24 protein-coding genes are annotated in these 24,288 nt (G+C 69.3%); 13 read left to right on the plus strand and 11 right to left on the minus strand.

Going from position 1 to position 24,288, the window contains the following annotated elements:
• Positions 1-9 precede the first annotated feature (9 nt).
• The 4 genes from menD to G4X40_RS03535 form a co-directional block, all read right to left on the minus strand.
• Positions 10-1,656 carry a 2-succinyl-5-enolpyruvyl-6-hydroxy-3-cyclohexene-1-carboxylic-acid synthase gene (gene menD / locus G4X40_RS03520; protein ID WP_277830172.1) on the minus strand — a complete coding sequence of 549 codons (1,647 nt, stop codon included), beginning with the start codon at positions 1,654-1,656 and terminating at the stop codon, positions 10-12.
• Positions 1,657-1,735: 79 nt separating this feature from the next.
• Positions 1,736-3,421, minus strand: a complete 1,686-nt coding sequence (locus tag G4X40_RS03525; RefSeq protein WP_277830174.1) for an FAD-dependent oxidoreductase — start codon at positions 3,419-3,421, stop codon at positions 1,736-1,738.
• A 185-nt stretch (positions 3,422-3,606) separates the two neighbouring features.
• The gene (locus tag G4X40_RS03530) at positions 3,607-5,988 is read right to left on the minus strand and encodes an APC family permease (RefSeq protein WP_408642105.1); all 2,382 of its coding nucleotides are present in this window, start codon (positions 5,986-5,988) and stop codon (positions 3,607-3,609) included.
• 262 nt (positions 5,989-6,250) lie between these two features.
• The gene (locus tag G4X40_RS03535) at positions 6,251-6,376 is read right to left on the minus strand and encodes a hypothetical protein (RefSeq protein WP_277830175.1); all 126 of its coding nucleotides are present in this window, start codon (positions 6,374-6,376) and stop codon (positions 6,251-6,253) included.
• 345 nt (positions 6,377-6,721) lie between these two features.
• Between G4X40_RS03535 and G4X40_RS03540 the strand changes: the two genes are divergently transcribed.
• Positions 6,722-6,895: a LysM peptidoglycan-binding domain-containing protein gene (locus tag G4X40_RS03540; RefSeq protein ID WP_277830176.1), complete on the plus strand. Its 174-nt coding sequence runs from the start codon at positions 6,722-6,724 to the stop codon at positions 6,893-6,895.
• 33 nt (positions 6,896-6,928) lie between these two features.
• Here G4X40_RS03540 and G4X40_RS03545 read toward each other — a convergent pair whose 3' ends face one another.
• Entirely contained in the window at positions 6,929-7,909 is a 981-nt protein-coding gene (locus tag G4X40_RS03545; RefSeq protein WP_277830177.1) for an o-succinylbenzoate synthase, read from the minus strand.
• A gap of 54 nt (positions 7,910-7,963) precedes the next feature.
• Entirely contained in the window at positions 7,964-9,361 is a 1,398-nt protein-coding gene (locus G4X40_RS03550; RefSeq protein WP_277831246.1) for an NAD(P)/FAD-dependent oxidoreductase, read from the minus strand.
• Positions 9,362-9,491: 130 nt separating this feature from the next.
• Between G4X40_RS03550 and G4X40_RS03555 the strand changes: the two genes are divergently transcribed.
• Entirely contained in the window at positions 9,492-10,373 is an 882-nt protein-coding gene (locus G4X40_RS03555) for a LysR family transcriptional regulator (RefSeq protein ID WP_277830179.1), read from the plus strand.
• 116 nt (positions 10,374-10,489) lie between these two features.
• Here G4X40_RS03555 and G4X40_RS03560 read toward each other — a convergent pair whose 3' ends face one another.
• Both G4X40_RS03560 and G4X40_RS03565 read right to left on the minus strand, forming a co-directional pair.
• The gene (locus tag G4X40_RS03560) at positions 10,490-10,939 is read right to left on the minus strand and encodes a DUF6918 family protein (RefSeq protein WP_277831247.1); all 450 of its coding nucleotides are present in this window, start codon (positions 10,937-10,939) and stop codon (positions 10,490-10,492) included.
• A 90-nt stretch (positions 10,940-11,029) separates the two neighbouring features.
• Complete coding sequence (locus G4X40_RS03565; protein ID WP_277831248.1) at positions 11,030-11,668, minus strand: PaaI family thioesterase; 639 nt, start codon at positions 11,666-11,668, stop codon at positions 11,030-11,032.
• 106 nt (positions 11,669-11,774) lie between these two features.
• Between G4X40_RS03565 and G4X40_RS03570 the strand changes: the two genes are divergently transcribed.
• The 3 genes from G4X40_RS03570 (at position 11,775) to G4X40_RS03580 (ending at position 14,243) form a co-directional block, all read left to right on the plus strand.
• A complete protein-coding gene (locus tag G4X40_RS03570; protein ID WP_277830180.1) occupies positions 11,775-12,668 on the plus strand; it encodes a 1,4-dihydroxy-2-naphthoyl-CoA synthase in 894 nt (297 codons plus the stop codon).
• Positions 12,669-12,988: 320 nt separating this feature from the next.
• Positions 12,989-13,405 carry a VOC family protein gene (locus G4X40_RS03575; protein ID WP_277830181.1) on the plus strand — a complete coding sequence of 139 codons (417 nt, stop codon included), beginning with the start codon at positions 12,989-12,991 and terminating at the stop codon, positions 13,403-13,405.
• Between the two features lie 31 nt (positions 13,406-13,436).
• Complete coding sequence (locus tag G4X40_RS03580; protein WP_277830183.1) at positions 13,437-14,243, plus strand: hypothetical protein; 807 nt, start codon at positions 13,437-13,439, stop codon at positions 14,241-14,243.
• Between the two features lie 15 nt (positions 14,244-14,258).
• Here G4X40_RS03580 and G4X40_RS03585 read toward each other — a convergent pair whose 3' ends face one another.
• Both G4X40_RS03585 and G4X40_RS03590 read right to left on the minus strand, forming a co-directional pair.
• On the minus strand, positions 14,259-14,912 hold the full coding sequence (locus G4X40_RS03585; RefSeq protein WP_277830185.1) for a class I SAM-dependent methyltransferase: 654 nt from the start codon (positions 14,910-14,912) through the stop codon (positions 14,259-14,261).
• A gap of 21 nt (positions 14,913-14,933) precedes the next feature.
• Entirely contained in the window at positions 14,934-16,178 is a 1,245-nt protein-coding gene (locus G4X40_RS03590) for an MCE family protein (RefSeq protein ID WP_277831250.1), read from the minus strand.
• 294 nt (positions 16,179-16,472) lie between these two features.
• Here G4X40_RS03590 and G4X40_RS03595 point away from each other — a divergent pair, with 294 nt between their 5' ends.
• The 7 genes from G4X40_RS03595 to G4X40_RS03625 all read left to right on the plus strand — a co-directional run bounded on the left by G4X40_RS03595 (position 16,473) and on the right by G4X40_RS03625 (position 21,785).
• Positions 16,473-17,714 (plus strand): inorganic phosphate transporter, encoded by a 1,242-nt coding sequence (locus G4X40_RS03595; protein WP_277830187.1) that lies wholly within the window; start codon positions 16,473-16,475, stop codon positions 17,712-17,714.
• Positions 17,715-17,739: 25 nt separating this feature from the next.
• Complete coding sequence (locus G4X40_RS03600) at positions 17,740-17,997, plus strand: hypothetical protein (RefSeq protein WP_277830189.1); 258 nt, start codon at positions 17,740-17,742, stop codon at positions 17,995-17,997.
• 14 nt (positions 17,998-18,011) lie between these two features.
• Positions 18,012-18,404, plus strand: coding sequence for a DUF3349 domain-containing protein (locus G4X40_RS03605; RefSeq protein ID WP_277830192.1), 393 nt, complete (start codon positions 18,012-18,014; stop codon positions 18,402-18,404).
• A complete protein-coding gene (locus tag G4X40_RS03610; protein ID WP_277830194.1) occupies positions 18,401-18,724 on the plus strand; it encodes a DUF3349 domain-containing protein in 324 nt (107 codons plus the stop codon). Before G4X40_RS03605 ends, G4X40_RS03610 begins: the two co-directional genes overlap by 4 nt.
• A gap of 3 nt (positions 18,725-18,727) precedes the next feature.
• Positions 18,728-19,894, plus strand: coding sequence for an o-succinylbenzoate--CoA ligase (menE, locus tag G4X40_RS03615; RefSeq protein ID WP_277830195.1), 1,167 nt, complete (start codon positions 18,728-18,730; stop codon positions 19,892-19,894).
• A gap of 89 nt (positions 19,895-19,983) precedes the next feature.
• Positions 19,984-20,952 (plus strand): ATP-binding cassette domain-containing protein, encoded by a 969-nt coding sequence (locus G4X40_RS03620; protein WP_277830196.1) that lies wholly within the window; start codon positions 19,984-19,986, stop codon positions 20,950-20,952.
• The gene (locus G4X40_RS03625; RefSeq protein ID WP_277830198.1) at positions 20,949-21,785 is read left to right on the plus strand and encodes an ABC transporter permease; all 837 of its coding nucleotides are present in this window, start codon (positions 20,949-20,951) and stop codon (positions 21,783-21,785) included. Before G4X40_RS03620 ends, G4X40_RS03625 begins: the two co-directional genes overlap by 4 nt.
• Before the next feature lie 3 nt (positions 21,786-21,788).
• Here the strand turns inward: G4X40_RS03625 and G4X40_RS03630 are convergent, their stop codons facing one another.
• Positions 21,789-22,499: a Clp protease N-terminal domain-containing protein gene (locus G4X40_RS03630; RefSeq protein ID WP_277830199.1), complete on the minus strand. Its 711-nt coding sequence runs from the start codon at positions 22,497-22,499 to the stop codon at positions 21,789-21,791.
• Positions 22,500-22,669: 170 nt separating this feature from the next.
• Here G4X40_RS03630 and G4X40_RS03635 point away from each other — a divergent pair, with 170 nt between their 5' ends.
• Positions 22,670-24,259 carry an endoglycoceramidase I gene (locus G4X40_RS03635; RefSeq protein ID WP_277830201.1) on the plus strand — a complete coding sequence of 530 codons (1,590 nt, stop codon included), beginning with the start codon at positions 22,670-22,672 and terminating at the stop codon, positions 24,257-24,259.
• The last annotated feature ends 29 nt before the right edge of the window (positions 24,260-24,288 follow it).

Genomic DNA, 24,288 nt, shown 5'->3' on the forward strand with positions numbered 1-24,288 from the left:
AGTGGGCGCTCAGAGCGCCCTGCGGATCGAGGCGTGCAGTTCACGCAGCCCCGACCGGTCGGTGGGCACCTCGAGCACCCGGATCCCCGCCGCGGGCCCGGCGGCCAGCGCACCCGGCAATTCCGTGAGGTCGACGCGGCGATGCGCGACGCCGTACGCCGCGCACAGCGAGGCCATGTCCGCGCCGTGCGGCGTGCCGAAGACCCGCTCGAAGGCGCGCGCGTACTGCGGGTCGCCCTGCTCGAGGGTTTCGAAGATGCCGCCGCCGTCGTCGTTGGCGACCACCAGCGTCAGGTCGGCGGGGCGCGGTTCGCCCGGACCGACCAGCAGGCCGGAGGCGTCGTGCAGGAAGGTCAGGTCGCCGAGCAGGGCGACGGTCCGACCGTCCGGGTGGCTCGCCTCGTGCGCCAGGGCGGCGCCGATCGCGCTGGACACCGTGCCGTCGATGCCCGCCACGCCGCGGTTCGAGAGCACCCGCACACCGTCGGCGCACACGCCGGTCAGCGAGACGTCGCGCACCGGGTTCGATGCGCCGAGGACCAGCTGGTCGCCGGACCGCATGGCCTCGACCACGACACGGGCCACGTGCAGACCGGTCGGCTTCGGGTGCGCGGCCAGCTGGGCGCGCACCGCCGCCACCGCACGCTCCGACGCCGAGGCGCACCCGGTGAGCCACGCCTGCGCCGGTGCGCCGGTCGCGACTGCGCGGGTGCCGGCCGCGGTGACATTGCCCGAGACGTCGGGCCAGCGCGGACCGGTGGTCAGCGCGTACACGGTGACCTCGGGGTCGGCCAGCAGCTTCGAGACCGGCCGATGAAGGGTGGGCCGACCGGTGATGATCGCCTGCTTCGGACGTAGCAGCGGCAGCGCCAGCGGGTGCAGCGGATTGCGCGGTCGGTCCGTGGTCGGCTCGGCGACGGTCGGCAGCGCGGCCAGTTCGGGGTGTGGTCCGGAGCCGTGCCCGGAGATGACGACGGTGTCGGGGGTCAGGTCGATCGGCAGCGGGATGTCGACGGCCATCGCCGACACCTCGGTCCAGGGCCCGCCGTCCGCGCGCCCCGCCGGCAGCTCGTCCGGGCGGGCGATCGCGTCCTCGGGGACCAACGGTTCGCGCAGCGGGATGTCGAACTGGACCGGCCCCGCGTTGCCGGTGCGGCAGCCGCGGGCGGCGGCGAGCACCCGGCACACCGCCGAGCGCCACTGGGCGTTCTGCAGTTGCCGCAGCTCGGGGTCGGACTCGGCCAGGCCGAGGCTGATCGCCGCGCGCACCTGGGAGCCGAACATGCCGAACTGCTCGACGGTCTGGTTGGCGCCGGTGCCCAGCATCTCGTAGGGCCGGTTCGCCCCCAGCAGCACCAGCGGCACCCGTGCGTAGTTCGCCTCGAACACCGCCGGGGCCAGGTTCGCCACCGCGGTGCCGGAGGTCATCGCGATCGGTACCGGGACACCGGACGATACGGCCAGCCCGACGGCGAGGAACCCGGCGGTGCGCTCGTCGATGCGCACGTGCAGCCGCAGCTGTCCGGCGGCATCGGCGTCGTGCAACGCGAACGCCAGCGGGGCGTTGCGCGAGCCCGGGCACAGCACCACGTCCCGGACGCCGCCGCGGACGAGTTCGTCGACGATGACGCGGGCCTGGGTGGTCGACGGATTCACGATGTCCAGAGTGTCAGACGGGCCGCGCGGCGGGCCACGGGGGCCGAAGGGTTCCCGTGGCCCGCTTCCCCTTGCGCGGTCAGTGGCGGGCGATCTCGATCATCGACTTGACGTCGGTGATCTTCGTGCGCGGCCGGCCGGCCTCCTTGCCGCGCTCGCGCTCGGCCTTGTCGATGGCCTCCCAGCCCTTGTAGTCGACGACCTCGGGCTGGCGCTCGTGGACGAGCTTGTCGAGCGCCTTGCGGTCGCCGATCGGCCGGACCAGTTTCTTGTCCTTGAAGTCCTGGAACAGCAGCGCGACGGTGTCCTTGGCGCACTTCTTGTTCGTGCCGATGACGCCGGAGGGGCCGCGCTTGATCCAGCCCGCGGTGTACACGCCGGCCACCGGTTCGCCGGTCTCCGGGTCGACGACCCGGCCGCCCTCGTTCGGGATGGTGCCGCGGCGCTCGTCGAACGGGATGCCGGGCACCGGGGTGCCGCGGTAGCCGACCGAGCGGAGCAGCAGTCCGGTCTCGATGGTCTCGGTGCGGTCGGTCGCCCGGGCCCGCAGCGCGCCGTCCTGCTCGACCAGTTCGTTGTGCGCGACAGTGATGCCGGTGACGTGGTCGTCGCCGAGCACCTCGGTCGGTGACGCCAGGTACCGCAGCACGATGCGCTTGTTCGCCGGGTTCGGCGTGCGCTCCGAGTACTCCTGGGCGAGCCGGGTCTTGAGCACGACCGACGGCTCGGCGTCGGGGGCGTCGACCAGTGCCTGGCTGAGGTCGTCGAGCACGACCTCGGCCGGGTCCACGACCACGTCCACGCCGTCGAGGTGCCCGAGGGCGATGAACTCCGGGTTGGTGTACGCCGCCTGCGCGGGGCCGCGGCGGCCGAGCACGACCACCTCGCGGATGTTGCTCTTGCGCAAGGCCTCGAGAGCGTGTTCGGCGATGTCGGTGCCGGCCAGGTCCGCGGGGTCCATCACCAGCACGCGGGCGACGTCGAGGGCGACGTTGCCGTTGCCGACGATCACCGCACGCTCGGCGGACAGGTCGAACTGCAGGTCCGCATAGTCAGGGTGGCCGTTGTACCAGGCGACGAACTCGGTCGCGGCGTGGCTGCCGGGCAGGTCCTCACCGGGAACGCCGAGGCGGCGGTCACCGGCGGCGCCCACGGCGTAGATCACCGCGTGGTGGTGCGCCATGAGCTCGTCGTGGGTCAGGTGCTTGCCGATCTCCACGTTGAGGTGGAACTCGAACGACGGCTTGGAGACCGTCCACCGGAACACGTCGGTGACGGCCTTGGTGCCGGGATGATCGGGGGCGACGCCGGCACGGACCAGGCCCCACGGGGTGGGCAGTCGATCGAACATCTCGACCTCGACCGAGTTGCCGCCCTGGGTGATCAGGTCGGCGGCGGCATAGCAGGCAGCCGGGCCGGAACCGACGATCGCGACCCGCAGCGGCGCCTCGTCCTTCGGCACCGCGACGGGGACCATCGGCTCGAACGAGTCCCAGCTCGACTTCAGCGGGTGCTTCTCGAAGTACTCCGCGTTGATCGTCTGGTAGCGCGCGTTGGCCGCACTGAGCTGATCCTCGGGGAAGATCGCATCCACCGGGCAGGCATCCACGCAGGCACCGCAGTCGATGCAGGTGCCCGGCTCGATGTAGAGCATCTCCGTGGTCGCGTACTCCGGGTCGTCCGGAGTCGGACGGATGCAGTCCACCGGGCAGACCTCGACGCACGACGCGTCGTTGCAACATGCCTGGGTGATCACATAGGCCATGACGATCCTCAATCGTTTGCGTTGTCCGAAAGCTGCCCGACCGGCATTCGCGGCGAGCTGGAAGCATCACCGTAAATGCCGACGGCTAGTCAGACAATAGCGCCAAACTATAAGTGACTCAACGTTACAGCTATTACCAAAACTAGAACACGTTCCTCACCTGCGAATACATTGGATTTCGCAGTTCACCGCCCCTTGTCAGCCGGCGATCCTGGAGCAGGTTCAATGATCGAATAGTCCGGATCGAGCATGTGCACCGGGCGGTTGCCGCTCTGCCGCGCCTTGCCGCTGACCCGCAGCACCTGACCCGCCTGGACGTCGTCGCCGCCGCGACCCGGAGTGAACCGGATCCGCATCGTGCCGCTGCTGTCGCCCACCTCGACGAGGATCGCACGCACGCTGCTGCCGTCCTCGCGTTTGCGCTCGGACCGCGACTCCTCCTGCGTCACCTCGATGACCTTGCCCTCGATCGTGCTCCGGTGCCCCGCGATCAGCCCGCTGACCGCCACGATGTTCGGCGGCGGCGTCGGGTGCTCCGCCTGCTGGACGGCCTCGTCCTCCTCCCGGGTCAGCCGGTTCTGGAACCGTTCGATCCTGCGGGCGAACTTCTCCTCCCACATGTCCGGGTAGGTCTGCCGGATCTGGGACTGGACGTCGTAGGGCACGATCGTCGCCGCGGCATGCGGCAGCCGGCTGATCGCCCGCGAGACCTTGTCGGCCGTGCGGTCGTGCAGCACGCGGCCCAGCAGCGGCGCATAGCTGCGGCGCGGCAGCAGCACGGTCACCCCGGTGTTGGAGTACTCCGCGGTCAGGTCGGCGACGTAGCGTTGCGCGGCCCGCGCGACCCGGCGGTCGGGACAGTCGATGATCTTCAGCGGCGTCTCGATCTGGAAGTGGTCCCAGCGCTTGCGCAGGCGCGCCGACGCCTCGGCGTCGATCATGAAGTGCACGGCGGTGAGGCTGTCGCCGCGCAGCCCCCGGCCGTAACGCAGCGCCTCGAGCACGGCCAGGTCGACGCTGTTGACCAGCACGATCACCCGGTGCCGCGCGTAGTTCACCGGTTCGGCGTGCTCGCTGCGGAACTCCTCGAGGATCGCCGCCTCCGCCCGGTACTCGCGGTTCAGCCGCATCAGCACGAACACCAGCAACGGGAACACGACCACGACCAGCCAGGCGCCCTCGGTGAACTTGGCGACCGCGAAGATCGCGACGACGATCGTCGACAGGATGCCCGCGGACAGGTTGATCGCCAGCTTGTACCGCCAGCCCGACTCACGCTGGGTCAGGTGGTGCTTGGTCATGCCGTAGCCGGCCATCGAGAAGCCGGTGAACACACCGATCGCATAGAACGGCACCAGCGCGTTCACCGAGCCGCCGGTCGCGACCAGCAACGCCACCGACAGCACGGCCAGCACGATGATGCCGTTGGAGAAGACCAGCCGGTGCCCGCGCTTGGTCAGCTGGCGCGGCAGGAAGCGGTCCTCGGCGACGAAGTTCGTCAGCGCCGGGAATCCGTTGAAGCTCGTGTTGGCGCCGGTGTAAAGGATCGCCGCGGTCGCGACCTGCAGCATCACGTACAGGATCTGCCCGATCGCCCCGTGCCCGAACACGGCCCGCGCGATCTCGGAGAGCACCGACGGATACCCGCTCTGGTACGGCGTCGCGTGGGTGGCGAACGCCAGGTACGCCACACCGGCCAGCAGGAACGCCAGGATGACGGCCATGACCGTGAGCACCTTGCGGGCATTGAGGCCCTCCGGCTTGCGGAACGAGCTCACGGTGTTGGAGATCGCCTCCACACCGGTCAGCGACGAACCGCCGTTGGCGAAGGCGCGCAGCACCACCAGGATGGTCGCCCCCATCACCAGCCCGTTTCCCTGGTGCACGTCCACCGCACCCACGAGATGCGTGGCGTCGTACTGCGGCAGGCCCCAGAAGATCTCCCGGATGACCCCGACCACGATCATCAGCACCAGCATGATGACGAAGAAGTACGTCGGCATCGCGAACGGGCGGCCCGCCTCGCGAAGACCGCGCAGATTGGCGTAACACATCAGCAGCACCACGCCGACGGTGATCTCCAGGCTGTACGGGCCGAGCGACGGTATCGCCGAGACCACCGCGACCGTGCCGGCCGCCGCCTGCACCGCGACCGTCACGATGTAGTCGATCAGCAGTGCCGCAGCGGCGATCTGGGCCACCCGCGGCCCGAAGTTCTCCCGGGCCACGATGTACGAGCCGCCCGCCCGCGTGTAGGCCATCACGACCTGGCGGTACGAGGCGGCGACCAGGACCAGGATCACCAGGATCACGCCGGTGATCGGCAGCAGGAGCGCGAAGGCCGCGAGCCCCGCATAGGGCAACAGCTCGACCAGCACTTCCTCGGTGCCGTAGGCGGTCGAGGAGATCGCATCCGGGGAGAGCACACCGAGCGCCACCGGGTTCGACAGCCGCTCGGACTTGAGCTTGTCGGTGATCAGCGGCCTGCCCAAGAACAATCTCTTGAGCGCATACCCGATCGATTCGGGCGCCGGGCTCAAACGGCCCGGACCGGCGTCAGACGTCACAACAACGGCCTTTCGAACTCCATCTACGTCACCAGGGCCCACGCCGGTTCGCTACCGCACCGCTGCGTGGACAGAGTAAGGAACTTAGACCCTCAACCTGCGAAGACGATCGCCGGTGTCGCACTGTCCGATTCTGCTCTGCATCGGTACCGAAAGGGAGCCCCGCGATGAAGTGATCGATGCAACAGATCGTGGCGGCCCCCACGGCACGGGGGACCGCCACGACACGGCCGTGTTCAGTTGTCCTGAACGTCGACCGGCACTAACTCGACGGGCTCTTGATCGCCTCGGACGGCGACTGGATGATCGCCGATCCCGCTGACGAGCCGGCGTTCACCAGGTCCATGAGGGCACTGATCCAGGAATCTATGAGCGTCGATCCGGTCATGATCACTCCCATCGGGTTTGCTGCGTGCGACACGGACTTCGCGCGCACCTCGCCGAGTAAACCTGCCGACTCCCCGGTTCGCGGCGGGAATCGGGATTCGATACCAAAAGGAAACCCGTTGGACGACGGCATATCTCACTGAGCGGGAACGGGAGTCCGGTCACGGCAACGGCATCGGCGATACAGTTCGGGTGCGATTCCCAGGATTCGGCGTCGCAAGATCGAAACTGCCTCTATGCTGCCTGGCAGGATTCTCAGGCGACGCGCCCGCGGGTCGGTCGGGCGACGTAATCGATAGGACTGCAGCACATGTCGATGAGCGTTCCGGGTCGGGCCGGAGCCGATATGCCGGCAGATCACCGCGTACACGTGGTGGCGGAAGGCGAATCGCTCGCGGAGATCGCCACCTGCTACGACACCACGATCAGCACACTGCGCGCCTGCAACGAACTGTCCGAGCGTTCGCGGCTACGAGCCGGTCAGCACCTGGTGGTACCGCAACCGACGGTTCATCTTTGACGGCTCGCCGTCGCCAGGACGGCCCCCGCGATCTCACGCACCGTGGCCGATGGCCTGCAACTCCGCGTGACACCGCTCGAGCCGCTCGAGCCACCACCTGCGCCGGACGGGCTCTGCCGAGAGCTCTTCGAGCAGCGACGCTTCCGGCTCGAGCGCGGTCGCCTCGAGTGCTCCGGCCACGATCCGGCGCGGGGCGGCGACGTCGCGGGCCAGCAGTTCGCCGGTGCCCAGGCCGCAGGCCATTTCCAGATTCGGCAGTGCGGCCGCAGCGGCGAGCCCGGCACCCATCCCGACCGCCGAGTCGAGCGCGCTCGAGACCACCACCGGCACACCGAGTTCGCCGGCCAGTGTCAGCAGCCGCCGCATGCCGCCCAGCGGCGCCACCTTCACGACCGCCACGTCGGCTCCGCCCGCCCGCACCACACGTAGCGGGTCGTCGGCCCGCCGGATGCTCTCGTCTGCCGCGATGCGCACCATGGGGAGCCGCCGCCGAAGCTCGACCAACTCGTCGACCGTCGCGCACGGTTGTTCGGCGTACTGCAACTCGCCTTCGGACGTCAACGCCGACAGCGACTGCACGGCCCGATCGACCGTCCACCCGCCGTTGGCGTCGACCCGCACGTGCGGCACCAGTTCTCGCACGGCGCGCACCCTCGCCACGTCATCGTCGAGACTCTGGCCAGGCTCGGCGACCTTCACCTTCGCGGTGGTCACGCCGGGGAACCGGGCGAGTATCTCGGGCACGCGGGCGGGTTCGACGGCCGGCACGGTCGCATTGACCGGGACGGTCGAACGCACCGCGGCCGGCGGACCGGTCCAGGCCGATTCGATCGCCGACGCGAGCCACCACTTCGCCTCGTCGTCACCGTATTCGGGGAACGGCGCGAACTCGCCCCACCCGGCCGGGCCGCGCAGCAGCAGCACCTCGCGCCGGTCGATGCCGCGGAAACGCACCCGCATCGGCAGGCTCACCACATGGACGCCGGCGCGCAGATCCTCCAGTTCGGGCAACATCGCGCCATTATCTCCCCGAACACCCAGGCCGGACTGCTCATCCGGCCCGGCGGGTCAGGCGGCCTGTTCGTCCGCCACCGGGGCGAGCGTGTCGGCGTCGCGTCCGTCGCCGTCGCCTGCCCCGACCGCGACGGGTCGGCCGGGCGCCTGCGCATAGTGGAAGTGCGGACGACGGTGGCCGAGGAACGAGCCGCACCACGACATGACCGCGACGTACCGGTTGCGGAAGCCGACCAGGTACACCAGATGCACCGCGAGCCAGAGCAGCCAGGCGATCACGCCGGTCAGCTCGATCTTCTTGACCTTCGTGACCGCGTTGAAGCGGTTGATGATGGCCATGCTGCCCTTGTCCCGGAAGGCGAACGGCGTGCCCGGGGCGGTCTTGCCCAGGATGGTGCGGGCCACGTGCCGACCGCCCTGCATCGCCACCGGCGACTGTCCCGGCAGCTTGTTCAGCGAGGTCATGTCGCCGACCGCGTAGATGTCGGCGCGGTTGCCGACAGTCAGGTCGCCGTTGACCAGCAGCCGCCCGGCCCGGTCGGTCTCGCAGTCGGTGCGCGCGGCCAACACCTTCGCGAAGTCGTTGGCCTGCACGCCCGCCGACCAGATGATGGTCTCGGCGGTCAGCCGCTTCTCGGTCCCGGTGGCGGCGTCCTTGACCATGGCGCCGTGCTCGTCGATGTCGGTGACCATGGTCCCCAGCACGACCTCGATGCCCGACTTCTCCAGCGAGGCACGGGTGTAGGTGCTCAGTTTGCCGCCGTACACGGGCAGCACGTCACCGGCACCCTCGACGAGCGTCACGGTCACATCGTCGGCGGTGACGCCGCGGATCGCCTGGGCGAAGTAGCGCCCGGCGAGCTCCTTGATCTGGCCGGCCAGCTCGACTCCGGTGGCGCCCGCGCCGACCACCATGAAGCTCAGCAGGTTTCGCCGCAGCTCCGGATCGGTCGTGGTGTGCGCCTCTTCGAAGCAGCGCACGATCTGCCGACGCAGCCGCTCGGCGTCCGCGACGGTCTTGAGCGCGTAGGTGACGTCCTCGAACTCGTCACGGCCGAAGTACGCCTGACGTGCACCGGTCGCCGCGATCAGTGAGCGGTAGCCGATCGTGTGCAGGTTGCCGTCGGCCTCGTAGACGAGTTCGCCGGCCTCCGGCCGCACGTCGACCGCACGGCCCAGCCGCACATCGGCCTTGGGGTACTTGGCGAGGATGGCCCGCACCGACGGGGCGATCTCGCCGGCAGCGATGACGCCGGTGGCCACCTGATAGAGCAGCGGCTGGAAGAGATGCTCGGTGGTCTCGGAGATCAGCACGAACGGCTTGCCCGCCTTGGCCAGCTTCTTGGCCGCGGCCAGCGCGCCGAAGCCCGAACCGACGATGACCACATCGGTCTCGTCCCGGACCGCCCCGGCCCCCGTGGTGATCGCCCCGGTGTCGGCAACCAGTTCCATCTCGCTCATCAGCCCTCCTGCACAACTCGCGTCTGTGAGAAACACGTTAGGTAGGTGAACCGTCGATTTGCCAGCAAACTGCTACATCGCGAAGACTCTTATCTGGATCGCTCATGAATGAGGAGGACGGGTGGACTTTCGGCAGCTGCGATACTTCCTGGCTGTGGGCGAGGAGCTGAGCTTTTCCCGGGCCGCCGAAAAGTGCTTCATCTCACAATCTGCTATCAGTCACCAGATCGCCCGCCTGGAGCAGGAACTCGGCGCGCAGCTCTTCGAACGCTCGACCCGACAGGTGAAGCTGACCCCGGCCGGCGGACGCCTCGTTCCCGTGGCGCAACAGGCGCTGAGCCTGGAGGCCACCGCGTACAGCGTGGTGCGCGACCCGCGGAACCGGGTGCGTATCAGCGCGAACATGAGTTTCGCCGCGCAGAGCCTCGAGGCGATCGCGCGGGTGCGGGACCGGCATCCGAACGTGGACATCGAGTTCGTCATCCAGGCCTTCACCGACCGGATCGACGCGATCGCGACCGGCGATGCCGACATCGCGCTGGTCCGCGGCGGTGTGGACCGCCCGGGCCTGCAGACGATCGACCTGGGCGTCGACGAACTGATGATCGTGACGTCGCGTCAGCACCCGCTGTCGGCGTTCGACACCGTCGAACTCGCCGATCTGGCACCGTACCCGCTGCTGCTGCCGCCCCGGCACAACCAGGTGCTCATCCACAGCGTGATCGAGGACGCGTTCGTGGAGGTCGGGCGCAAGGTGCTGCTGGGACCGCCGATCGCGAGCAACCACACCGCGACCCTCGACGTCCTCACGAATCCGCGGGCCTGGACCGCGCTGTACTCGAGCACCGCGGCCGAGACACCGCGCGCCGGCCTGTGCATCATGCGCGAGAAGGACAATCGGCTGCGCATCCCGGTGTCCGGGGTGATCCGCTCGGGCGCCGGCGAATCCCGGGTCCTGACCGAACTCGTCGCCGCGCTGCGGCAGTCGATGGTCCTCGACTGAGCGGAGCTGTCCCGCAGGCGTTTCCCGGCTGCACCCGCGGCTGTGGACACGACAGGTGGCCCGAACGCACGAAGGGCGAGGGTCCGCAGACCCTCGCCCTGTCGAAACCGCTTGCGTCAGGCAGACGCGTGCTGCTCGACCAGCGCGCCGAGCCGCGGCAGCGCCTCGACGACGTTCTTCTTGGCCGACGACCGCATCGACGAGTAGACCTTCTTGACCGCGGTCTTGCTGGTGCCCTCGATCCGCTCGTCCGTCACACCCAACAACGCGTCGGCGACCTCGTCACCGCGCGCGGTGAGGTACTCCGCGAAGCTCGACCCGCCGGTGGAACGGAAGTCGTCCCAGTAGGGCTCGAGCTTGCCGACGAAGCCCGGCAGCAGGCCCTCGATCGCGTCAGGCACGATCGACGGTCCGACCTTCTTGACCGCGGCGTAGCCACCCTTGACGGCGAGTCCGGACGCGCCCTTCTTGTCCGCCACCTCGGCGTCGATCAGGCCCTGGACGTCGGCCACGACAACCTTCAGTCGAGAGTCCCCGAGCAGAGCTTCCTTGAGTGCTGCAACCACTTCCATGCCTCCACGCATCCGACGATCTGTCGCGCCAGACACTATACGAAAGCCTGTGAGGCACAAAGATGCTGGTGAGCGTAACGCACGTCAGGGCTGGCCGGGCAGCAATTGCACCATCAATGCCTCGGCGTCGGCAAGCAGCGTCTCGCCGTGGAGCAACCGGCCGGTGACGAAGGTCTTGCGTCCCTCCACCCGGTCCACACCGACCTCCAAGGTCAGCTCCGTGTCCAGTGGCGTGACGTTGCGATAGTTGATGTGCAGGTAGGCCGTTCGGCTGATCGGCCGCCCCGCGGCGTGCACCATCATCCCGAACATGTCGTCGAAGAGCAGCGGCAGCACACCGCCGTGCGCGGCGCCGTTCCCACCGAGGTGATAGCGCCGGAACACCCCGGCCGCGACGATCCTCTCCGGGCTGTAGCCGGTGATGGTCCACGGCAGCATCAGCAGGCTCCCCCGGCCCGGGAGCCTCACCGACCGGTTCGCCGGTGAGTGTCCCTCGGGCACCTGGTGCGGGGCGAGCAGTTCGGCGAGCGATTCGGCACGGTCCGCGGCCTCACGGATGACGTCGTACGGCGGCGCCACCGAGACGGCCAGGTCCTGCAGTCGGCGCATCGCCTCGACGAACCGGCCCCAGTCCGGGCCGCCGTCGTCCTCGGCCGGACCGAACACCGGGAACCCTCCGTGCCGCCGGTAGTCGCCGTCGGACTCGTGCGATCGGTTCTCCATGGCCGCGATCCGCGCGTCCTGCAGTTCTTCGCTCACACCCAGCACGGTAACGCCCCCGGCCCGGTCATCCCCGCCTGCCCGCGACATTCGGGCCTATCCTCAGTCGGTGACCTTCAACCCTGATCTGTGGCAGACGGTTCCCGGTTTCGAGGACCTCACCGACATCACCTACCACCGGCACATCTCCCAGGGCACGGTGCGAGTCGCGTTCAACCGTCCGGAGGTGCGCAACGCCTTCCGCCCGAACACGGTCGACGAGCTCTACCGCGCCCTCGACCACGCGCGGATGACCTCCGACGTCGGCGCGGTGCTGCTGACCGGCAACGGCCCCAGCCCGAAGGACGGCGGCTGGGCGTTCTGCTCCGGCGGCGACCAGCGCATCCGCGGCCGCAGCGGCTACCAGTACGCCAGCGGGGAAACCGCGGAGACCGTCGACCCGGCCCGCGCCGGACGGCTGCACATCCTCGAGGTACAGCGACTGATCCGGTTCATGCCGAAGGTGGTGATCGCGCTGGTCAACGGCTGGGCCGCCGGCGGCGGGCACAGCCTCCACGTGGTCTGCGACCTGACCATCGCCAGCCGCGAACACGCACGGTTCAAGCAGACCGACGCCGACGTGGGCAGCTTCGACGGCGGCTACGGCAGCGCCCTGCTGGCCCGCCAGGTGGGGCAGAAGTTCGCCCGCGAGATCTTCTTCCTGGGCCGCACCTACTCGGCCGAGGCCATGCACCGTATGGGCGCGGTCAACGAGGTCGTCGACCACGACGACCTCGAGGACTTCGCGCTCGAGTGGACGGCCGACATCCTGGGCAAGTCGCCGCAGGCGCAGCGCATGCTCAAGTACGCGTTCAACCTGCCCGACGACGGGCTGGTCGGCCAGCAGCTGTTCGCCGGCGAGGCGACGCGACTGGCCTACATGACCGACGAGGCGGTCGAGGGCCGCGACTCGTTCCTGGAGAAGCGGGATCCGGACTGGAGCCCGTACCCCTGGTACTACTGAGCCCCTGGTTCTGCCAGGCCCGATCCCAGGCAACCGGCACGGTCGCCGGGTTCGTCACGCCCCCGCGACGAACCCGGCGATCGTGCTCGCGAGATTGCCGGCGCTGCCGATCCAGTAGATGACGGTCACGACGGCGAGTTCCGCGTACTCGTTCATCGCCGCACCTCCCCTCTCGTCCGAGTTACCCAGAGTGTGGCACCTCTGTCGCGAATGATCATCTCGCACTTCCGCCAGTGAACATTGTCACCCACCACAGCGATGGTTGAAACACCCCCGATCGACCGACCAGAAGCAAACGCGGATGGGACACTGGTACCACCATGGAGATCTTGAGCAGCCGCGCCGTCCTCCGTCCGCTGGACTACGAACGGACGCTCACGTTCTACCGTGATCTTCTGGGTCTGGCCGTCTACCGCGAGTACCCCGGCGGCACAGTCTTCTTCGCGGGGCAGAGCCTTGTGGAGATCGCCGGCCATCCCGGCCCCGAGCCCGCGAGCGGCGCCGGCAGCCACACGGCGCTGTGGCTGCAGGTCCGCGACGTGCACCGGACACAGGACGAACTCACCGCTGCCGGTGTCGAGATCGTCCGGCCGGCCACGCAGGAGCCGTGGGGGCTGATCGAAATGTGGATCCACGATCCCGACGGCGTGCCGATCGTGTTCGTCGAGGTCCCCGCCGAACATCCGATCCGCCGCGATACGCGCCCCGCGGACCGGGTCCGCCCCAGCGGAGCGTGACCGCGGGCATGGAGACGCGGAAAGTGCACCGATGTCAGGAGTGAACGCCTTCGGCGGCTGGCTGCCCTGGCGCGAGTTGGAGCGCGTGGTGGGTCGCGGCGTCGGCGTCGGCCTGGATGTCGGGCGGGCGCTGCTGCCGAATGTGCCGATCACTCCGGCGCAGATGTTGCAGACGGCCGTCCAGACCATCGGCGAGCAGTTCCTGCACCGCCGAGTACGGTTCCGGGCCGGCGGCGCCATCGTCACCATGACCCCGATCGAACTGGACTGCCGCGTCGACTCGATCGGCCTCGCGCGGGGGCAGTTCGCCGCCATCCGGATGACCGCGGAGAACGTCCGCTGGGGCGACGTCCGGCTGCAACGGCTGACGCTGATCTGCCGCGACATCCGGCTGCGGTCGGTGTACGCCCCGGCGCTGGTGTTCGGCTCGGTGGAGGTGCACGTCGCGGTCGCGGCGAAGGAGGTCCGCGAGCAGGTCGCGCGGCTGCACCCCGAGTTGACTGTCGACATCGGGCGGGACCGGGTGATCCGCGCGCACTGGGCACGGCTGCAACGGGCCGGGCATCTGGTGATCGAACCGCGGGTCGAGGAGTCGACCGTCTCCCTGCAGCCGACGACCGCGGGCATCTCCCGGGTGCGCTTCGACCTGGTCCGGCGGATCCGGCCCTGGACGGTCGAGATCCCCCCGCTTCCCTACGGTCTGCGGGTGACCGCAGTCGAGGCCGGGGACCGGCAACTGCTCGTGTACGGCATCAGCGACCGGGCTCGGGAGCGACTGTCGAACATCCCGATCAACGAGCTTCTGGGACTGGTGCGGGCCGCAGTGCGGATCCTCTGACCGTCAGTACGCGGATCAGCGGTCGCGACGGGCGACGAGCAGATGCGGCGCCCGGTCACCGTCTCCGGCGCGCCGGTGGTCGATCACCGTCAGGCCCGCCGCCTCGAGCGCGGCGTCCACCTCGGCGACCGGACGCAACCGGAAACCGTGCCGCTCGAACGGCAACGCGCGGATGAACGGCATCGCGGCCATCGCCTCCGGATCGCCCACCCCGATGACCAGTCGCCCGCCGCGGCGCAGCACCCGCGTCAGTTCCGCCGCCGCCCGGCCGAGGTCCGGCAGGAAGTAGAGCGTGTTGACGGTGATCGCGCAGTCGATCGCGCCGTCCGCCAACGGCAGTTCCAGGATCGACCCGGCCTGCAGGCACAATCGCGGTTCGTCGCGGTGACGCCGCCGGCACCTCTCGAGCATGTCCGGTGAGAACTCGATGCCGTGCACATAGCCCGATTCGCCCACCCGGTCCAGCAGCAGGCCCAGTCCCAGCCCACCACCGAAGCCGAAGTCCGCGGCCACGTCGCCGGGGGCGGGACCCAGCGCGTCGACCGCGTCCGCGATCGTCCGGTTGTTCACCCGGTTGAGCACTCCGGCGACGGCCCGGCCGGGCACGCCGCGCGGATGGCCCAGCTGTCCCGCGAGCCCGGCCAGCAGCGACTCCCTGATTGCGCGCATGGCCCTCATCGTGCCAGCGGGTCAGCGGACCGTGATGCCCATCAGCGTGGCGAGTTGGGTCGCGATCGGGTTCAGGTCCAGCTTCTCCGGGTCGACCTTCGGCTTGCTGTCCCACGGAACCGAGCGGCTCGGATCCATGTACTTCGCGTTCTGCGACCCGCGCACGTCGGTCGGGTTGCCCTGCGGCACCGCGCAGTGCGCGTCCAGGTTCACCGGGAACTCGTCGCGGTTCGGGTCGAAGTTCGGGTTCTTCGCCTTCATCTCCGCCAGGATCTTCTGCGAGCCCTCGTAGCCGCGGGTGCAGGCCACCGGATTGTTCGTCTCCAGCACCAGCCCGAGACGGATCGTGTTGCCCTGGGTCACCGACGGTGCGACGGCCGCCAATGCGGGCAGCATCGCCATGAAGCCGCGGAACGCGTAGCTGCGCTCGGCGACGACGCCACTGATGGTCCTGGTGTTGCCGAGCAGGTCGGTGATGTCGTTGCCGCTGGTGTTCACCAGATCCCCGACCTGATCGCTCGCCGGCATGCCGTTGTCGATCAACCGGCGGATGTCCGGATCCGACGACTTGAGCTGCGCGGTGATGTCCCTCAGGCTCTTGCTGAACTGTTCGATCGGCGAGGACTGCTGGGCCTGGGTCTTCAAGACGGGGCGGGCGTCCGCGATCAACGCCGAGCTCTGCGACAGGTTGTCGAACCCGGCCTGGCTAAGGTCGTCCACCGAATCCACCAGTGACTGCAGGTTCTGCCCCTGCCCGTCGAAGGCGGTGCCCAACTCGGTGAACGCGGTGTGCAGCGAATCGACCGGCACCGACTTGACCAGCGCGGTCACATTCGCGAACAGGTCCTGCACCGGCACCGGCGTCGAGGTCTTGTTCTGCGCGATCACCGACCCGTCGGTCAGATACGGGCCCTTGTCGGTGCTCGGCTGCAGATCGACGAACTGCTCACCGATCGCCGACCGGTCCGCCACCACCGCGTGCGCGGAGGCCGGGATCTTCGGGCCGCCGTCGTTCAGGACGAGTTGCACCTGCAGCCCGGTCGGCGTCAGCGACAGGTCGCCCACCCGGCCTACCGGGATCCCCCGGTAGGTGACCTCGGCATTGGGGAAGATCCCGCCGGAGTCCGGCAGTTCGACCTTCACGATGTACTGGTCGAGCCCGAGCATGTGGTCCAGCCGGACATAGCGCACACCGACGAAGCCGATCGCCACCAGCGCGAGCAGGCCCAGGATCGCGATCTTGACCTTGTCGCTGCGCGACACCATGTTCACTACCGACCACCCAACTGCGAGACGTCCCGAAGCCGACAACACTCGGTGTCACAACACGAAGCGTCTCGTCGGCCAGCGTCAAAAGTTACCGATACCGTTACTCGCGGTCACAGTTTTGTGTGTGACAGAACATCCACGTGGCGATGTGCGGCCGGTCACACGACTCACCTCCGGGCGCAACCCCGCGAAGGTGAACGGAGGGTGAATTCCGTCGGCGTGTCGAGCGACACTCCGCACAAATCGGATCATCAATTCGACTTTTTGTTACCGAGGTTTCAAACTTTTAACGTGACTGCGGAGTTCGCTGTACTGGCGATTGTGATCGCCACTGCCCTCGCATTCGACTTCACCAACGGCTTCCACGACACCGGCAACGCGATGGCCACCTCCATCGCGACCGGCGCGCTCCGCCCCAAGGCCGCCGTCGCGCTGTCCGCGGCACTGAACCTGCTGGGCGCCTTCCTCTCCGTGGCGGTCGCCGCCACCGTCGCCAAGGGCATCGTCAACCTCGGCGAGGTGCAGGGCCAGGCCCTGCTCACGATCGTCTTCGCCGGCCTGGTCGGCGGCATCATCTGGAACCTGGCGACCTGGCTGTTCGGGCTGCCCTCGAGCTCCTCGCACGCGCTGTTCGGCGGCCTGATCGGAGCGTCGCTGGCCGCGCTGGGAACCAGTGGCGTCGAGTGGGGCGGCGTGCTCACCAAGATCGTCGTGCCGGCCGTGCTGTCGCCGGTGGTGGCGGCGCTGGTCGCCACCGTCGGCACCCGGCTGATCTACCGCCTCACCGCGACGGTGCCGCCGGAGCGCCGAACCGCCGGTTTCCGGTGGGGCCAGATCGGGTCGGCCTCGCTGATCTCGCTGGCCCACGGCACCAACGACGCCCAGAAGACGATGGGCGTGATCTTCCTGGCGCTGGTCGCCAACGGAACCATCTCGTCGGACGCCCCCATGCCGTTCTGGGTGAAGGTGGCCTGCGCACTGGCCATCGCGGCCGGCACCTACCTCGGTGGGTGGCGCGTCATCCGCACCCTCGGTAAAGGCCTCGTCGAGATCGATTCCCCGCAGGGCATGGCCGCAGACACCTCGTCGGCGGCCATCATCTTGACCTCGAGTCACCTGGGTCTGCCGCTCTCGACCACCCACGTGGCGACCGGCTCGATCCTGGGCACCGGCATCGGCCGCAAGGGCGCCGAGGTGCGCTGGGGTGTCGCCGGGCGCATGGTGGTCGCATGGGTGATCACGTTGCCGGCTGCGGCAGTGGCCGGCGCCGCCTGCTGGGCGATCGCGCATCTCGTGGGCGGCGCGCCGGGCGTGGGCGTCGTGTTCGCGATCCTCATCGTGGCGGCCGGCTGGATGTGGTTGCACTCGCGCAAGCAGGCGGTCACGGCCGACAACGTCAATGCGGACTGGGACGAGGCAACTCCGGCCATCGCCACCGCCCCGACGACGGCCCCGGCGCCCCCGCTGCCCGCCGCCACCCCGGCCGCCGCCGCCCAGTCGGTCGACCAGCTCATCCCCACCGACCAGCAGTGACCCCGACGACGAAAGGAGCAACACGATGAACCTGTTGATCGACACCCTCGACTCACTGTGGAAGGTCGTCGCCGTCGGGCTGCTCTTCGGCGCCGGACTGCCCGGACTCTTCGCGCTCGGCATGCGTGAGCTCAGCCCGCGCCCCGTCGGAGTCGACGCCGACGGCGAGATCCGCACCGCGCGCCCGGGCACCTGGCACACAGTCTTCGGCTACGCCTGCTTCGGGGCGGTGATCATCGCGATCGTCGGCGGCGTCGCGTTCATCGTCCTCGGCGGCCACTGACAGGACCGACCACCATGCGCCCGTTGATCGGATCGATCCTGGACTGGCTCCGCGCCGGCTACCCTGACGGCATCCCGCCCAAGGACTATGTGCCGCTGCTCGCGGTGCTGCGCCGCAAGCTCACCGACGCCGAGGTCCGCGAAGTCGTCGAGATACTCGACGCCGAGACGCCCCGCCCCGACGACGCCGCCGGACCGGAGGCACCGCCGACGCCGATCTCCACGGCGGACATCGAGGCCACGATCAGCCAGCTCACCAACGAGGAGCCGCTCGAGGACGACGTCCGCCGGGTCGCCGCGCGCCTGGCCGCCGGCGGATGGCCGCTGGCCGAGCCGGCGCGGGCCGAGGCGGACCTGGCAGCTTCGGCCGAGGACGATCCCGTCGATGCCGGGGTGGTGGACCGATGACGATCCCGCCCTTCCTGAACTCGATCATCGACTGGCTGCGGGCCGGCTACCCCGACGGCGTCCCCGAGCAGGACTACGTCCCGCTGCTCGCATTGCTCAACCGTCGGCTGACCCACGACGAGGTCCTGACGATCACCGACGAACTCATCCGCGAGGGCGATCTGCCGATCGAGAAGGTCGACATCCAGGTGCTGATCACCAAGGTCACCAACGAGATGCCGCTGGAGACCGACGTCAACCGGGTCCGCTCGCACCTGGTGGCGGGCGGTTGGCCGCTGGCCCAGTCCCCGCATCGCGGGCCGGGACTCGCCGGTGAGTGACGCGTGACGACGCTGCACGTGCTGCCGGTCCCCGCCGGCCCGGCGGTCGTCGAGGTGCTGCCGACCCTGCGCGACCTCCTCGACGGCCGCACGCCCGCGCTGCTGCCGGTGCCCGCGGGTGACGAACGCGAGACCGCTCGCCTGAGCGTGGCGCTGGCTCCGGGAGAGCCGATCGGCGACGACATCGCACTGGTCGTGGCGACATCCGGAACCACCGGCACGCCGAAGGGCGCGATGCTCACAGCGGCGGCACTACACGCCAGCGGCACCGCCACCCACGACCGGCTCGGCGGCCCCGGATCGTGGTTGCTGCCGCTGGCCGCCCATCACATCGCCGGCATGCAGGTGCTGCTGCGGAGCGTGCTCGCCGGCACCGATCCGGTGGTCGTGGACGTGTCGGCGGGGTTCGACCCCGCGGTGCTGCCCGCCGCGGTGGCCGCGATGAGCTCGGGGCACAAGTACACCTCGCTGGTGCCCACCCAACTGGTCAAGGCGCTCGACGTGCCCGCCGCGGTCGAGGCGCTCGCCGAACTGGACGCGATCCTGATCGGCGGCGCCGCCACCCCCGCGGCACTGCAGGCCCGGGCCGCTGCGGCCGGGCTGCGACTGGTCCGCACGTACGGGATGAGCGAGACCTGCGGCGGGTGCGTGTACGACGGGCTGCCGCTGGACGGCGCCCGGATCCGAGTCGCCGCGGACGTCGCCGGCGGCCCCGGCCGGGTGCTGCTCGGCGGGGACATGCTCGCCTCCGGCTACCGCGGACTTCCCGACCACCCGGCGTTCGCCGAGCCCGGCTGGTTCCGCACCGACGACGCCGGCACGCTGGCCGACGGGGTGCTGACCGTTGCGGGCCGGCTCGACGAGGCGATCTCCACCGGCGGCCTGACGGTGGTACCGCAGGTCGTCGAGGCCGCGCTGGCCGAACACCCGGCGGTGCGCGAGTGCGCGGTCGTCGGGCTGCCCGACGAGCGACTGGGCCAGAAGGTGGTCGCCGTCGTGGTGCCCGCGTCCGGGGCGACCGTGACGCTGGACGCGCTGCGCGAGGTCGTGTGCGCGCGCCTGGACCCGACCGCCGCGCCTCGTGAGCTGCACCTGGTCGACGCGCTGCCGCTGCGCGGGCCGGGCAAGGTCGACCGACGCACCCTGGCGGACCGTCTCACCCGTGCGTGAGTTGCGGGGCCTCGGCTCCGCAACTCACCCACAGGGCATGCAAGCGCGGTGCAAGCGCCGTGCAATCGGGGTCGGTCAGGCTTGCCGGCATGACCCACTCAACCGTTCCCGCCATCGAGGCGGAAGATCTGGTCAAGGTCTTCGGCAGCCACCGCGCCGTCGACGGCGTGAGCCTGACCGTCCCGGCCGGCTCCGTCTACGGGGTACTCGGCCCCAACGGCGCCGGCAAGACCACCACCATCCGCATGCTCGCCACCCTGCTGCGCCCGGACGGCGGCAGCGCCCGCATCTTCGGCCATGACGTGGTCCGCGAGCCGACCGCAGTGCGCTCACTGGTCGGCGTCACCGGGCAGTACGCGTCGGTCGACGAGGACCTGACCGGCACCGAGAACCTGATCGTCTTCTCGCGCCTACTCGGGTTGTCCCGGTCGGCGGCGAAGAAGCGCACCGCCGACCTGCTCGAGGAGTTCGCGCTGACCGAGGCTGCGAGCAAGCCGCTCAAGGAGTTCTCCGGCGGCATGCGGCGCCGGCTCGACCTGGCGGCCAGCCTGATCGCGACCCCGCCGCTGCTGTACCTCGACGAGCCCACCACCGGGCTCGACCCGCGCACCCGCGCGCAGATGTGGGACACCATCCGCCGACTGGTCGCGCAGGGCTCGACGGTGTTGCTGACCACGCAGTACCTCGAGGAGGCCGACCAGCTGGCCGACCGGATCGCGGTCATCGACCGGGGCCGCGTGGTCGCCGACGGCACCTCCGACGACCTCAAGGCCGAGGTCGGGCTCTCGAGCCTGCAACTGACGGTCGCCGCCGGCGAACTGGACCGGGCCCGCGCGCTGACCTCGGCATTCCTCGGCGTCGAGGTCGCCGTGTCCCCCGAGGCCGGCCGCCTCACCGCCCCCATGGCCGACCCCTCGCTCACCCCCGAGGTGCTGATCCGCCTGCGCGACAACGGGATCAGCATCACCGAACTGAACGTGCAGAAGCCCAGCCTGGACGAGGTGTTCTTCACCCTGACCGGTCACGGCGCCGATGACGAGAACCGGAGCGTCGCATGACCACCATCGTCGAATCCCCTCAGCGCGGCAGCTACGCCGCCCCGAGCACCACCCCCACCGCCCGCACCATCAGCCTCGCCCAGGCGGTCACCCAGACCTTCACGATGGCCTACCGCGGACTGCTGAAGGTCAAGCACAATCCCGAGCAGCTGTTCGACGTGGTGATCCAGCCGGTCATCTTCACGCTGATGTTCACCTACATCTTCGGCGGCGCCATCTCCGGCGACGTCGCGAGCTATCTGCCGGTGATCATCCCGGGCATCCTCGCCCAGACCGTGATCACCACCTCGATCGTCACCGGCACCCAGCTGCGCGAGGACATGGACAAGGGAGTGTTCGACCGGTTCCGGGCGCTGCCGATCGCCCGGATATCGCCGCTGTCCGGCGCGCTGCTCGCCGACGTCGTGCGGTACGCCATCGCCACCGTCATCACGTTCACGATGGGGTACATCATGGGCTACCGCCCCGGTGGCGGCCTCCTCGGCGTGATCGCCGCAGGCGTGCTGGTGATCGCGTGCGCCTGGGCAATCAGCTGGATCTTCGCCTTCATGGGCGTGGTGATGAGCAAGGCCTCGTCGGTGCAGGGCATCTCGATGCTGGTGCTGTTCCCGTTGACGTTCATGTCGAACGCGTTCGTCCCGGTCGACACCATGCCGGGCTGGCTGCAGGCGTTCGTCAAGGTCAACCCGGTCTCACATCTGGTCAGCGCGGTGCGCGAACTCGCCAACAACGGCCACGTCGGCATGGACCTGGTCTGGTCGCTGGTCGGCGCGGCCGTCGTCGTGGCGGTGATGGCACCGCTGACGGTGCGGACGTACATGCGCAAGGCGTGACCGTCACTCCTGCGGCTTGACCGACTTCAGGATCTCGGTGACGGCGTGCTCGACGGAGTCCTTGTCCAGGCCCGCCTCGGACAGGGGCCCGTCGCCGTTCTCGTGCTCGAGCAGCGCGAGCAGGACGTGCTCGGTGCCGACGTAGTTGTGGCCCAGCCGCAGTGCCTCCCGGAAGGTGAGCTCGAGCGCCTTCTTGGAACCGGGGTCGAACGGGATCAGGGCGGGTATCGAGCCGGCGGCCGGGGGCAGCGCCGCGACCGCGGCCTGCCGGATCTCGTCCGACTCGATCGCCTGCGCGGCGATGACCCGCAGCGCGAGCGAGTCGGGGTCGCCGAGCAGTCCGAGCACCAGGTGCGCCGGCGTGATCAGGTCGTTGCCGGCCGTGCGAGCCTGTTCCTGCGCGACAACCACCACGTTCTTCGCCCGCGGGGTGAAGCGACTGAAGCCCTCGTTCGGGTCCATACCTGCTCCTGCGACGAATCGTTTCTGCGCCGCCTGCTTGGTGACGCCCATGCTGGTGCCGATGTCGGTCCAGGAGGCACCGGACCGACGGGCCTGGTCGACGAAGTGGCCGATCAGATGGTCGGCGACGTCGCCGAGGTGCCCGGCGGCGAGCACCGCGTCGGACAACTGCTCGAGCGGGTCTGCGTGGACGGACTTGATCGCGTCGATCAGGTCGTCGAGCCTGACGTTCATCTGTGCTGGTGTGTCCATGCCCCGAAGATAAGTCAACCCGAGGTTGACGTCAACCATTGGTTGACGATGCACCGCCGACAAGGTCGCAGGTGTGCAACGAACGGACCTAGATCAACACCGGATCGACTTCCCCGGCTAGCCTCTCGAATCTGAACAAGCGTCCACATGAGCGAGCGAAGAGGGGATCGATGCGCACCCACCCGACCCGGACCAGACCACCCACCCGGCTGCGCCGGCGACTGGCGGCGGTCGCCGCCGTCGTGCTCGGCTGCGCGCTGGCGCTGCCCGCCGTGGGTCACGCCGCCCCGCCGAGCGCCGGGATCGGCCCGCTCCACGTAGAGGGAACCTCGTTCGTCGACCGATACGGCCGCACCGTGCTGCTGCACGGGGTCAACAACGTCGACAAGGAAGCGCCCTACGTGCAACTCGGCGACGGATTCACCGTCTCCGACGCGGACGCGGCGCTGCTGGCGCAGCACGGCTTCAACACCGTCCGGCTCGGTACACCCTTCGACGCGCTCATGCCGACCGCGGGCGTCGTCGACACCGGCTTCCTCGACCGGGTCGCAACGGTCGTGGACACCCTTGCGGCACACGGCATCTACACGCTGCTCGACGACCATCAGGACGGGCTCTCGTCGATCTGGGGCGGCAACGGGTTCCCCGCGTGGTCCATCCATGCCCGCCCCGCCGCGGGCGAACCGAACCCGGGATTCCCGCTGTACTACGTGATGCCGAGTATGAACGCCGGTTGGGACGAAGTGTGGGACAACACCTACGGGGTGCTCGACCACCTCGGCGACGCGCTCGGCGCGCTCGCCGCGAAGATGCAGGGCCATCCCGGAGCGCTCGGCATCGAGTTGCTCAACGAGCCGTGGCCCGGCACCGCGTTCCCGACCTGCTTCCCGAACGGCTGCCCCGGATTCGACGTGAAATACCAAGCGGCCATGCAGAAACTGACCGATGCGGTGCGCGCGAAGAACGCCACCCTCCCGGTGTTCTGGGAGCCGAACGTCACCTGGAACGAGACGATGCCCTCGAACCTGGGCGAGCACCCGCCGATCACCACCCCCGGGGTGGTGTTCGCCCCGCACGACTACTGCATCCCCAGCCAGCTCGCGATCTATCTGAACCTGCCGCCGCAACTGCGGGCCGCCTGCTCGCTGCAGCAGGCCAAGACGTGGGGCAACATCGACTCGCTGACCCGGCGCACGCACATCCCGACGCTGGTCACCGAATTCGGCGACGGCGACGCGACCGTGCTGCACAACACCATGACCCAGGCCGACCAACGTTTCATCGGCTGGCAGTACTGGCAGTACACCTCGACCGTCGGGGCCGGCACCGCCAAGCCCGATCCCTTCCTCGGCGACATCGGCAACGAACTGGTGCGCACCTATCCGCAGGCGACCGCCGGCACCCCGGGTGCGATGGTGTTCGACTCCGACAACGGCGATTTCGTCTACCGCTACACCCCGCATCCCTCCCCCATGCCCACCGACATCTACGTCTCGGATCGCCACTACCCGGACGGCTATGTCGTTCACGCCGACGGCGGCACGGTCACCTCGACACCGGGCGCACGGGTGGTGACGGTCCGGGCCGACGGCGCCGGTCCGGTCACCGTCCACATCAACCGGCCCGGCTCCCCGGGCGCCACGCTGCCGACGGGACCTGCGGGCACAGGGTCGACGGGCACTGGATCAAGGGGACCCTCGTCCGGGCCGACGGGTTCGGCAGGATCCTCATCGGGGTCGCTGAGCCCGTTCGGTTCCTGAGCGGGTTTCATCGGACCCGACCGGATTGC

Source organism: Speluncibacter jeojiensis, from assembly GCF_029589495.1.
Lineage (GTDB): Bacteria > Actinomycetota > Actinomycetes > Mycobacteriales > Mycobacteriaceae > Speluncibacter > Speluncibacter jeojiensis.